Raw genomic sequence first — 12,341 nt, forward strand, 5'->3', positions numbered from 1 at the left:
ATTGTTTTTTCTTTAATCGATTTGTGTTAAGATTAGTTCTATTATTCTGAAGTAAGGAAGGATTATACAGATGGAAAACACGGAAACAAAAACCGTTCAGGTTAGAGATATTTTAATTGCTCATCAAGTGTTGAAAGACATAGTTGTAAACACACCTTTGCAAAAGGATGCAATCCTTTCTGAAAAGTACGGAGCAAATGTATATTTAAAGAGAGAAGACCTTCAAGTTGTTCGTTCGTTTAAACTTCGTGGAGCATATCATTTAATGCAAGGATTGTCAGAGGAAGAACTTCAAAATGGTGTCGTCTGTGCAAGTGCAGGAAACCATGCTCAAGGATTCGCCTATTCATGTAAAGCGTTGGGAGTTCGAGGAAGGGTTTTTATGCCTAGCACAACCCCTCGTCAAAAAGTTTCCCGTGTAGAGTTTTTCGGGGAACCTTTTGTTGAAGTCGTATTAACGGGGGACACCTTTGACGATTCCTTCAATGAAGCAAAGGGATATTGCGAAGATAATTCGATGACGTTTATTCACCCTTTCGACGACCATCGGACAATTGCAGGGCAAGGAACTGTTGGAATGGAAATATTAGAATCGATGGACCAATCTGTTTCACATATTTTTATGAGCATTGGCGGTGGGGGGCTTATTTCGGGAGTCGGTACTTACTTCAAAAATATTAGTCCACACACGAAAGTGATTGGAGTCGAGCCTGCTGGAGCACCTGGAATGAAAGAATCATTAAAAAAAGGCAAAGTAGTTACATTAGATAAGATTGATAAATTCGTTGATGGAGCAGCAGTTAAAACTGTTGGCCAATTAACATATAACATAGCTAAAGAAGTCATTGACGACATTGCTGTCATTCCTGAAGGGAAAGTTTGTTCAACTATGTTAAATCTATACAATGAAAATGCGATTGTTGCCGAGCCAGCAGGAGCGCTTTCAGTGTCAGCCTTAGATAGTTACCGTGATGAAATTAAAGGAAAGAATGTCGTATGTATTATAAGTGGTGGCAATAACGATATTGAACGTATGCAAGAAATCAAAGAGAGATCACTTATTTACGATGGAATTAAGCATTATTTTATTGTTAATTTTCCGCAACGAGCAGGTGCATTAAGAGAATTTATGTCTGAAGTACTTGGCGAAACAGACGATATAACACGTTTCGAATATACAAAAAAGAACAACCGAGATAAAGGACCTGTATTAGTAGGGATTGAGCTAAAACAAAAAGAAGATTATTATCCTCTTATCAAAAGGATGGAAAATAACGGTTTTACGTATGTTGAAATCAATAAAGACCAAGATCTATTTAATCTATTAATTTGATTATATAAGCTGAGGGAAGTTATATTTCCTCAGTTTTTTTAGTACTTAAAGAATGTTTAACTTCGCTAAAAGATTAAAATATAAGATAAACTAAGGCTTCGACATGAAGAACTTGGCGACAAGTCAACTTTTTCTAATGTAAAGATTTTATCGAACGGGACAATCAGATATAATGATGAATATACTATTGAAAAGAAAGTAGGCATGTAATTATGGAAAAATTAACACCAGGTATGATTGAAAATTTTATCGTGGAAAGAGTCATTGATACAGGATACGTTCTTAAACTAGACAAACACGAAGTGCTTCTTCATAAAAATGAAGCAACAGAGGAATTAATAAACGGCCAAGAAGTGGATGCTTTTTTGTATGAAGACAAAAAAGGTAAAATCGTCGCTTCGATGAAACTACCGGAAGTAACTTTGGAAACTTATGATTGGGTTCAAGTCGTCGATGTTGTTGAAAAACTAGGTGTATTCGTACATATAGGTTTGCCAAAAGATATCCTTGTCTCAGCGGATGATCTCCCTCTTCTTCCAGAAGTTTGGCCAAAGCGTGGAGATCACCTGTTTGTTACATTAGATCACGATCGTCGTGGCAAATTGATAGCAAAGCCGGTTACAGAAGAAATTATAGATCAAGAACGTGATCAAGCCCCTAAAGATATGCTAAATGAAACGAAAAGCGGTCATATATATCGAGCATCAAAAATTGGATCATTCTTAATTACTGAAGAAGGCTATCGTGGTTTCATTCATGAGAGCGAACGAAAACAAGAACCGAGATTAGGGCAGTTAGTAAAAGGGCGCGTCATTGCTGTAAAAGACGATGGTACGCTAAACATGTCGCTAAAACCATTGATCCTGGAAAGCCGTGATCAAGATGCCCAGCAATTACTAGATGAAATCGAAAAAAATGGCGGAAAAATCCCGTTTACAGATCAGTCAACACCAGATGAGGTAAGAGAAAGGTTTCACCTAAGTAAAGCAGCATTTAAGCGAGCAATGGGGAAACTTCTAAAAGAAAATAAAGTTGTCCAATCTAATGGAGCTACGCACATTATTGATGTAGACAAAAAAGAGTAATTATTGAGTACGAGAGGAAATTTTCTAAATTTCCTCTTTTATTTTGTCTTAGAACCGATGATTTACTATGCCCATATGTTGAGGATTCCAGAAAATCTATCAATTAATTGATAGATAATTTAAGTAACATATGGTAAAATAAAACGTACGTTCCCTCGTGAGATAACAACCATAAATGCATCCCCATCCATCTCAAATATTGAATCCAGTCTTCCCCTTTGAAAGTGTTTCTACCAAAAAAAACGATAGAATATAGGTGAGTCCACATTGAAATTAATCATCGCTGAAAAACCCGACCAAGGAGCAAAACTAGCTGCCCCGTATCCATCCCAAAAGAAGAAAGACCATATCAGCATTAGCAAATGTGACCAATTTCCACAAGGAGCGATTGTTACGTGGGCAGTAGGTCATTTATGTGAGTTGCTTCCTCCTGAAGAATACAATCCCGACTGGAAAAAATGGCGAATCGATGCACTACCAATTGTACCAAATCACTTTAAGTATCGCGTAATCAAAACAAAATGGAAAGCATTTAAAGTTATTAAAGATTTTGTTCATCATCAAGAAGTTGATGAAGTTATCATTGCAGGAGATGCTGAAAGGGAGGGGGAAGCAATCGTTCGTTTAGTCCTTCAGCAATGCAAAAATAATAAACCGATGAAACGTCTATGGATTTCATCTTTAACTGCTAACGCTGTTCAAAATGGATTCAAAAAATTACTAAATGAACAAGAAACGAGAGCGTTATTTAACGAAGCAATTAGTAGGGCTTATGCTGACTGGCTTATTGGCATGAATGCTTCTCGAGTATATTCACTACTTCTCCAACAGCACGGTGCAGGAGATGTCTTTTCTACCGGAAGAGTGCAAACACCGACGCTTGCGTTGATTGTAAAACGCGAAGAAGAAATTGAGAAATTTAAATCAGAAGCCTTTTGGGAAGTGAAAGCAACGTTTCTAATTGACGAGGAACGGTATGAGGGGACTTGGCATAAAGAGGGAGAATCACGCCTTGATAAAGTAGAAGTCGCAAATAAAATCGCAGCTTTTTGCGATGGAAAACCGGCAAAGATCGTAGACGTCAAGCGTACTAAAAAAGATATTCTACCTCCATACTTTTTTAATCTATCTTCTTTACAGTCACTTGCAAACAAACGATTTAAATATTCACCTAAAAAAACACTCGATATCGCACAAAAGCTTTACGTCAAAGGCTACATATCTTATCCAAGAACTGATTCTAATTTTGTTACGAAAGAAGAAGCATTGATGTTTCCTGAAATTCTTTCAAAAATAAGTGCACTTGCTTCATTCCAATCTTTCTTTCCCATACCAATAGAGTCTATTTTATCTTCAAAACGATACGTTAATGAAAAAAAAGTCAAAGATCACTATGCAATTATTCCAACTGAACAAGTCATCGATCCTGAAAATTTAAATCAGGACGAAAATAAAATATATCGAATGGTTGTTGAACGGCTGATTGCTGCGCATTATGATCCTTGTAAGATGAATTATACGTCAATGGAAACACTCGTTGATGGCCGCGCGACTTTCCGTTCTAAAGGAAAACAACTTGTGAAAGAGGGATGGAGAAAGGTAATCCCATTTACACAAGAAGCAAAAAGTTCTTCACAACAAGATACACTTTTACCTTTGTTAGATAAAGGAAGCGAAGGAGTAGTTGATAAAGTTCAGACGAAGGAAGGTAAAACTCACCCTCCAAAAAGACTTACAGAAGGAGATCTTATTACTCTAATGAAGTCCGCGGGCAAACACATTGATGACGAAAGTTTATTAAAAGTCATGAATGAAACAGAAGGACTGGGGACAGAAGCGACAAGGGCAGGGATTATAGGCATTTTAAAAGACAGAGCTTACATTGAAGTAACAAATAATCAAGTTTTCCCAACCGATAAAGGGAGGATACTTATCACAGCGGTTGGAAAATCGATTCTCGCGTCTCCAGAAATGACGGCAAAATGGGAGCAAAGATTAGCGGAAATAGGTGATGGCAAAGCAGAGATGGGATCTTTTGTCGAACAAGCAAAAAATTTGTCCACATCGATCATTAATGACGCTCGAAGTCGCTCATCAGAATGGTCATTTGACCAAGAAAAACTCGATAAAATTAATGCGGCTAAACCTGCCTGGAAAGGGAAGGGGAACAAAAGAAAATCATTTTCAAATCAGTCACTAGGAACTTGCCCACAATGTGGAGGAAATATTATTGACAAGGGAAATTTTTACGGATGTTCTAAATATAGGACAGCTCAATGTAAATATACTCTTTCTAAACGTATTCTCAATCAGACTATCCCTTTAAAGCAAGTGAAATTATTGCTTCATAAGGGACAGACTGAAATTATTAAAGGATTCGAGAAAAATGAGAAAACATTTGACGCTTCGCTTCTTTGGGATTCACAGCAAAATCGAGTTACCTTTTCTTTTCCGAAGAATTCGTCAGCGAATCAATAAAAGTTATATCCAATTGTACTACTTCAGAACGGCTTCCGATACGAATAGGAGGGCCCCAAAATCCAAATCCAGACGAAACGATGACATGGAGTTGATTTTTCTTTTTATAGCCCCAATCAAGTTCAAAGATTTTTTTAGTTATCCAATGATTTGGTGCAATTTGACCTCGGTGCGTATGGCCACTAATTACTATATCCGCTCCTTGATCCATGATCGCATCGAGATCATTAGGTTGGTGGTCTAGAACTAGTGTTGGTATGGTAGACTTTCTAGATGACTCCATCAATTCATCTATGGTGTTGCGCTTGTGATCTGTCTTGTCTTTTCTACCAACAATCTGAATGCTGTTATCGATGACAACTGTTTCATCTTGTAAAATAGTCACACCAATGTTTTTCATTATTTTCGTCAGTTGTTTGATTTTGCCTCCATAGTATTCATGATTGCCTAGAACCGCATACACTCCAGAATCAGCTTTTATATTTTTTAACGTTCGATCCATTCGTTTTTCTTTAAAAATACTCGGATCATCGTCAACTAAATCGCCGGGAAACAATACAAGTTCCGCGTTTAATTTATTTATGGTTCGAACTAGTCGTTTAGCGTGATTTTTCCCTGATAGACCTCCAAAATGCATGTCAGAAGCGACCGCGATTCTTAGTGATTTCCGTTTCGCTTTTCCTCGTGGAACTTCAAGAGAGTAAGTTCTAACCACAGGCTGATATGCATTGTATAATCCGAAACCAATGTAACTGAAAAATAGCACCCATATAATAAACCCTACACTAATGATTAGCGAAACCAAGGGGAAGCCTAACAAATGCAGGAGATATATTATGACATTTGCAACCGGTAAAACGATAACTCCAAACTGAAAACACGCTAACCAGAACGATCCAACCATTTTTAAAGGTAACAATGCCTTGAAAATTTGCCCGAATAAAAAAGCATAAGCTAAAAATGCGATGAAAATTCCAATAACAACTGGATTATCAAATTGAAAAGTCGTTTGCAGCCAAACGTGAAGATTCCAACCGATATAATAATTTAAACTTGAATAAATAATAATAAACAATCCAAAACTCGCAAGCAATTTTATGTTCATACAGATAGCCACCTCATAGCACTTTCATTTATTGTCGATTATTTCCTTTCCTTGTTGAGTAACTGGAGAATAAAGTTTAATTACAGAAAAGTTGTTTACGGACTAATACTATTTTATTATGATTAATAGAGAAAAGAAAAGCGATAGCATTTAAACTTGAATAATTAAGTGTTTTACAGAGACAAAGGATCACCCTGTTATGACCAAACGAGCATTGATTAACTATGCTATTTTCAAATGCTATCTTTTTATTGAAATAGGAGGAATCATATGGGCGAGTTGTGTGGAATCTGGATAAAGCGATTGAAAAGAGGTCCAATGGACGCTACTCAACGAGCGAAGCTAATAGAGAATTGCGGCCTTCATAATAATGCAGATCAAGGTGGAAAAAGACAAGTTACGATTATTGAAGAAGAAAAATGGGAATCTTTAATGACTTCCTTAGGGACAAAATTAGGACCGGAAACTCGGCGTGCTAACTTGATGATAAAAGGTATAAATTTAGAAAAGTCTCTTGGAAAAGTCTTGAAAATTGGAGATTGTTTCATTAAAATTTATGGTGAAACAAAACCTTGCGAAAAAATGAATCATGCTTTACCCGGATTAAAAAATGCCATGTCCCCACATTGGCATGGTGGTGCCTATGGTGTCGTATTAAACAACGGTGAGATACATAAAGGAGATTTAGTTAATTGGGTTGAACAATGATTAAGAAAATGTGTATTTATGTTAAGATTCAATTAGGATTAAATATAGAAAGGGTGGCGTCTATGAAAGGGATTCATCATACAAATGGTAAGATTTATACAGAGATGCGATTAAAGTTTCAAGGGAAGATACATACAACTGAGGACATGATGATTGATACTAGCTCTTCTGAAACTGTTATTTCACATCATGTAGCTGAGATATTAGGAATTGATCCAAAATCGGAAGAGAGAGTACACCTTATGGATGAAATCAGTGTTGGTCCATTAAAAGTAAGCGATTTTGATTTAGTTGTAAAAGATATAGAAGAAGACGGTTTAATTGGAATTGATTTTCTTATGAAAGTAGGTGCAAAAATCAATTTAGATTCACTATCCATTTCTAGTTCAAGGACATAATTTAGAAGTAGTTATTTATCTCACAAAAGAACATATGCATGATATTTTTAAGGAGGAGTCATAATGGCTGAACAAGAAGAACCGTTAGTAAATACAGGGGATACCGTTAAAGTGATAGCTGGAGAATACAAAGGAAAAAAGGCAGAAGTTATTTCTTCCTACATTAATTCCATTTCAGTTGAATTTGATATTAAGTTAGAAGATGGTTCAAAGCCAAGGACAGTTTTAAAACATACGGAGTACGAACTTATCACCGAATAATAATTACATCAAAACTGGTTCTAAGAGTGCTAAAAACATTCTTAGAACCAGTTTTTAATGAGCACGACGTTCCTACTACTACAACTATTAGAAGGTTAGATCCACCCGAAGAAATGAAAACAAAACAATATGATAGGGAGTATTAAAAAACATACGAAGACAAATACAGCATTCTCTCTAGCGATTATCATCGTAGAAGTTTTCATTAATTTCGATGACATCAAAACTTGTCCTGAAAAAGGAGACACTTGAGTTGCGAGTGTCCACGATAAGAGAAGCGTTAATGCGAGATACTCGGAACTTACACCGAACATTTCAGGCGAAAGGGCACTCCCAACTCCAATCACGATAATGATTGGGTGGACACCAATTAATGCAAGGGCAATTGTGATAACCACAACAAAAAGTGTGAATAAATAAACGAAACCAAATGAAAGGTTGAACAACAAAGTAGATAGGCTATCGCCTAAATCAGTATATGACAATGCCAAACCAAAGTATCCTGCGCTAATAAAAATTGCTAGTTCATTCTTAAACCTTGAAAAGGCTCCAATCACTTGTTCATAAACTTCAAAGATGAAGACAGTAAATAGCCTTGAAAACAAAGCCCAAATAACAGGAAGGACTACAGCAAGCATCGATACGACGATTAACATATTAACATCGAGAACATAATCCAGAACAAGTGACAACACGACGAGAACTGCAGCAAAGAATACCATCGGTTTTAATGATGCTTTTTCCAATCGCGAATTTGTTTCTCCAATGTTATTCTTGACAATTGGATCTTCAGGAAATGAAATACTAGGGAGCATAACCATGCTAATCCCCATAAAGATAAGCGCAAATATAAACCCAAACCCACCAATGTCAAACCAAGAAACTTCAAAAAGCACGAGGACAAGCCCGACATTTACAAAATATGGCGACCATAACATACAGAAAGCAAATGCCCTCATCATATGTAAGGTCATTTTTCTTTCTTGAAAACTTGAAAAGCTTTCATCAGCGATTTTCTTTACAATCGCTAATGACCCGAAGTTTAATAGTGGCCCAATCGTGGCCACAAGAATGTAGCTGAGTCGGTATGGGTGTTTACCACCACTTTTTTCACGTAGCTTTACTTTTTCTTTTAATGTCGTTAAATATCCAGCTGTAGACATAAAAGTTCCTATTAGCGGGATAAGAATAAACAATGACAATAAACTTATATTTTCTCCAAAGCCGTGTATTGCAGCTTCAAGAGGCACATTTTCAAATGCAAAGATGATTGTTCCAATTACAACAAGAACTAGTACAACACCGCGATTCATGAATGAAATACTGAAAATTGCAAAGAAAAGTAATAGCGCTCCTAAAGTACTGTATAGTGTCACGATCCACGAGTATGTAAAAAAATGATTAATTAAATAGAGCGAAGCAGTAATATAACAAATAATTCCTAAACCTCTTATGATAATAGTATTTAACGTAGGAATCCCCCCTGACTTAGTAGCTAGATGATTCATAGGATTATTCGCGCTTTCCTTGCATCAATGAGGAAATGGAATGTTTTCAGACTACACAGCTTATATTATACTTGGTTTATCGATAATATGAAATGTACGGGAGGGATGCCGGGATGAAACTAGAAGTAGAGTTAAAAGACTTACAACCTAGCCAAATGTTTATAAACAGAAGCAAATTAAGAAGCTTAATTATGGATGGCTTTAACGCAGAAGAAACAGACGGAAATCCATTTCCCGTTATTAAATTTGATGGAGAGTTGGTTTTAATTGACGGTCATACTAAAGCTTTTTTAGCCGATCAACAAGGGATAGGTAAAATTACTGTCGAGTACATATCCGAAGTTGAGAACCTAGCCGTTTATCAAACTTGTGTGGGCTTATGTAAACAAGAAAAAATAACAACTGTGGCTGACCTCGGTAAACAAATCATCTCGAATCAGGATTTTGAAAGAGCGTGGATTAAAAAGGTGGAAATAATAAAATCTGGATTACCAGGGAAATCACATGGATAAAAAAATAGTCTTGATTACAGGCGCTAGTAGTGGTTTTGGTTTTTTAATCTCTCTTGCCTTAGCGAAGAAAAACTTCATCGTTATAGCTACCATGAGAAATTTAACTAATGCTCCTCGATTAAGGAAAGCTGCATCCACATCTTCCATTTCTGAGAAAAACCTCGCAATCTATCGATTAGACGTTACGAATATTGATGAAATAACAGAGTTAAAGAAAACGATACATAAAAAATATGGTCGACTTGATATCCTCATTAATAACGCTGGATTTTCACAAGGTGGAGTTATTGAAGAAGTCAACATGGAAAAATGGTACCAACAATTTCAGACGAACTTTTTCGGAGTAGTTTCTGTCACGAAAGCATTTATACCGATGATGAGGGAAGCGAGAAGCGGGAAAATTATTCAGATGGGTAGCATCAGTGGTCGGATAGGACTTCCTGGACTCGGGCCTTATGCCTCTTCTAAATTTGCTTTAGCAGGATTAAGTGAGTCTTTGAGGTTGGAATTAAAGCCATTTAATGTGTATACTTCGATGATAGAAGCAGGTTCTTTTCAGACAAATATTTGGGATAAAGGCTTAGAGTCGGCAGTACAATCAGATAAATTAGATTACCAATCTTTGATGACGTTTATGAATCGGTACGCGAAAGTCAAAACGAAATCCTCAGAAAATCCGCAAAAAGTTGTTGATCTTGTAACAAGAATTTGTGAAAGTAGCAGACCTAACTTCCGCTATTCGATCGGAAAGGGGATCAAATCTAGTATATTCTTGAAATCTTTACTACCCTGGTCTATTCTAGAGACTATCCTTTATCGAATCTTCAATAAAGTCTAGACACTCGTTTTGAATTACTACGTAGAAAAGAGAGACTTATTATGCGAAAATGGCTAGATCACCATATTTACATCATCTATTCAATTGTACTCGCAATTTATCTAATAAACGTATTTCTCGAATACGAGATAGTTACGATTGCAATTGGAGTAATCACGATTCCTATGTTAATTGTCTCGTTTATTGGAGCATCAGCATTATTTAAACTATTAGGTTCATTATTTTTAATTGTAGGAACAATTTTATTTAATCAAAGTGGGCTACCTATTAGCGAGGCATTTGTTTTTTTTACAGACAACTTACGATTACTAGCTTTATTAGCAATGCTTCCTTGGATTAATAGTGCTGTTCGAGCAGGACGATTCGATCGCAGAATCAATCAATTGATGAAAGCGAATGTTCCACACTTAGGTAAACTTTATGTCAGAAGTTCTCTTACCTCTTACATATTGATTTCATTTATAAATTTATCGGCTGTGAACCTTTCTCAAGCTGTATTAAAAGACAATTTAGCCAGTCTCCCTAAAAAAATAAGCAATACATTTATTAGTCAGACAACACTTCGGGCTTTTTCAATGGCTTTAGTGTGGAGTCCAATGGAAATTATTGTAGCTATCAGTGTTGATGCAACGGGAGTTAGTTATATTACGATGTTGCCTTGGCTAGTGCTGATTGCGGTAATTACAATGGTGATTGATAACGTTTGGGGACGATATTACTACGCAAAAGTTCCTTACCAAGCTCCTGCAAATGTAGTAACAAGAAGTTTTTCGGTAAGAGCTATTGCCTTACAGATTCTCCAATTGTTTTTTGCACTAGTCATGTTTTTAGTCTTAATCGTTGTTACTAGTAATCTACTAAATTTAAACTTTATATTAACAGTAACACTTGTGATTTTTCCATTTTCACTGATTTGGTCTTTTATCATGAAAAGAGCTCGAAGTTTTATTGCTGTTGGGTGGAAAACGTGGAAAATGCGAACGAATGGTATGCAGAATTTTGTTGTATTATTCATATCACTCAGCTTTTTCTCAAACAGTTTAAATGCAACGCCAGCGCTAGGAGTTATTCAACACCCATTCATGGCAGCAGCAGAGCAGCCCCTTTTGATCTTATTTTTTATTCAGATGACCTATCTCATCTTAAGCATGTTTGGAATCCATCCGATTGCAACGATTGGCGTTCTAATGGAAGTAGTCGCTCCTTTGTACCAAGATATTAATCCATTAAGTATCGCAATTGTCCTTATAACAGGTGCGTTAGCTACAGCAACCGTTGGAACATACGGAGTAACGGTAACATTGACATCAATGAATACACAGCAAAACCCTTATCGAATCACATTAAAAAACATGCCCTTTGCACTCATGTACGGTGCAGTTGGAACACTTGTTGCATTTATGCTCTTGTAAAAGTTAGAATTCAGAGTAATTAGAAAAATTTTTAAAAGGGACTGTTGAGTTATGAAAGCAATTATATTTGATTTAGATGGCGTATTAGCTGATACAGTCGAATTTCACTATCTCTCGACGAAACAGGTTGCAGAAAAACTAAACGTGCCATTTACACGAGAAATGAATCAGAAGTTTCAAGGGATGAATCGTAAGCATCTCATTAAAAGTTTACTTAATCAGAGCAATGAAACATATACCGATGAAGACGTGGAACAATTAGGAAACTTGAAGAATCAGTGGTACAAGCATTATATTCAAAAAATAACACCTGCAAATATACTGCCTGGTATGGCTGACTTACTCATGGAAATAAACAATGAAAAGATTCCAATGGCGATTGCCTCTTCAAGTTCAAATGCTAGAGCTGTGTTAGAGCATTTAGAGATTATTCACTTGTTTCAAATAATTGTTCCTTCCGCTTCGGTTACACACATGAAACCAAATCCGGAGATATTTTTGAAAGCTGCTGATCAGTTACACGTTGATTATAAAGATTGCGTAGCAATTGAAGACAGCGAAGCAGGGATGCAGGCCATCAAATCAACTTCGATGTTCTCGGTCGGGGTTGGGAATGATCCAGCTGTAAGAACGGCGGATTGGCACGTTTCTTCAACAAAAGAAATTTCATTAAAAAAGCTATATAAAAATTTTAAATAATAAG

At 36.3% G+C, this 12,341-nt stretch carries 12 protein-coding genes; 10 read left to right on the plus strand and 2 right to left on the minus strand.

The window, feature by feature from the left end; genetic code table 11:
- Positions 1–70 precede the first annotated feature (70 nt).
- The 3 genes from ilvA to ACM26V_RS06255 all read left to right on the plus strand — a co-directional run bounded on the left by ilvA (position 71) and on the right by ACM26V_RS06255 (position 4,896).
- Positions 71–1,333, plus strand: coding sequence for a threonine ammonia-lyase IlvA (gene ilvA, locus ACM26V_RS06245; RefSeq protein ID WP_416150569.1), 1,263 nt, complete (start codon positions 71–73; stop codon positions 1,331–1,333).
- Between the two features lie 212 nt (positions 1,334–1,545).
- Positions 1,546–2,418, plus strand: coding sequence for a S1 RNA-binding domain-containing protein (locus ACM26V_RS06250; protein WP_416150570.1), 873 nt, complete (start codon positions 1,546–1,548; stop codon positions 2,416–2,418).
- Between the two features lie 267 nt (positions 2,419–2,685).
- Positions 2,686–4,896: a DNA topoisomerase 3 gene (locus ACM26V_RS06255; protein ID WP_416150571.1), complete on the plus strand. Its 2,211-nt coding sequence runs from the start codon at positions 2,686–2,688 to the stop codon at positions 4,894–4,896.
- Here the strand turns inward: ACM26V_RS06255 and ACM26V_RS06260 are convergent.
- The gene (locus ACM26V_RS06260) at positions 4,856–6,001 is read right to left on the minus strand and encodes a metallophosphoesterase (protein WP_416150573.1); all 1,146 of its coding nucleotides are present in this window, start codon (positions 5,999–6,001) and stop codon (positions 4,856–4,858) included. The genes ACM26V_RS06255 and ACM26V_RS06260 overlap by 41 nt on opposite strands.
- 270 nt (positions 6,002–6,271) lie before the next feature.
- Between ACM26V_RS06260 and ACM26V_RS06265 the strand changes: the two genes are divergently transcribed.
- The 3 genes from ACM26V_RS06265 (at position 6,272) to ACM26V_RS06275 (ending at position 7,368) form a co-directional block, all read left to right on the plus strand.
- The gene (locus ACM26V_RS06265) at positions 6,272–6,709 is read left to right on the plus strand and encodes an MOSC domain-containing protein (RefSeq protein ID WP_416150574.1); all 438 of its coding nucleotides are present in this window, start codon (positions 6,272–6,274) and stop codon (positions 6,707–6,709) included.
- The gene (locus ACM26V_RS06270) at positions 6,706–7,107 is read left to right on the plus strand and encodes a retropepsin-like aspartic protease (protein ID WP_416150575.1); all 402 of its coding nucleotides are present in this window, start codon (positions 6,706–6,708) and stop codon (positions 7,105–7,107) included. Before ACM26V_RS06265 ends, ACM26V_RS06270 begins: the two co-directional genes overlap by 4 nt.
- 63 nt (positions 7,108–7,170) lie before the next feature.
- Positions 7,171–7,368 (plus strand): KOW motif-containing protein, encoded by a 198-nt coding sequence (locus ACM26V_RS06275; RefSeq protein ID WP_416150576.1) that lies wholly within the window; start codon positions 7,171–7,173, stop codon positions 7,366–7,368.
- A 95-nt stretch (positions 7,369–7,463) separates the two neighbouring features.
- On the opposite strand, the gene ACM26V_RS06280 is transcribed toward ACM26V_RS06275, so the two are convergent.
- Positions 7,464–8,876 carry a hypothetical protein gene (locus ACM26V_RS06280; RefSeq protein ID WP_416150577.1) on the minus strand — a complete coding sequence of 471 codons (1,413 nt, stop codon included), beginning with the start codon at positions 8,874–8,876 and terminating at the stop codon, positions 7,464–7,466.
- 113 nt (positions 8,877–8,989) lie between these two features.
- Between ACM26V_RS06280 and ACM26V_RS06285 the strand changes: the two genes are divergently transcribed.
- From ACM26V_RS06285 to pgmB, 4 genes are read left to right on the plus strand one after another with little or no spacing between them, the layout of a single operon-like run.
- Entirely contained in the window at positions 8,990–9,388 is a 399-nt protein-coding gene (locus ACM26V_RS06285; protein ID WP_416150578.1) for a hypothetical protein, read from the plus strand.
- Positions 9,381–10,226, plus strand: a complete 846-nt coding sequence (locus tag ACM26V_RS06290) for an SDR family oxidoreductase (RefSeq protein WP_416150579.1) — start codon at positions 9,381–9,383, stop codon at positions 10,224–10,226. The genes ACM26V_RS06285 and ACM26V_RS06290 overlap by 8 nt, the downstream gene beginning before the upstream one ends.
- A 41-nt stretch (positions 10,227–10,267) precedes the next feature.
- Complete coding sequence (locus ACM26V_RS06295; protein ID WP_416150580.1) at positions 10,268–11,638, plus strand: hypothetical protein; 1,371 nt, start codon at positions 10,268–10,270, stop codon at positions 11,636–11,638.
- 51 nt (positions 11,639–11,689) lie between these two features.
- Complete coding sequence (pgmB, locus tag ACM26V_RS06300; RefSeq protein WP_416150581.1) at positions 11,690–12,337, plus strand: beta-phosphoglucomutase; 648 nt, start codon at positions 11,690–11,692, stop codon at positions 12,335–12,337.
- Positions 12,338–12,341 lie beyond the last annotated feature (4 nt).

The organism is Salipaludibacillus sp. HK11, assembly GCF_047795645.1.
In the GTDB taxonomy this organism is placed as follows: domain Bacteria; phylum Bacillota; class Bacilli; order Bacillales; family Salisediminibacteriaceae; genus Salipaludibacillus.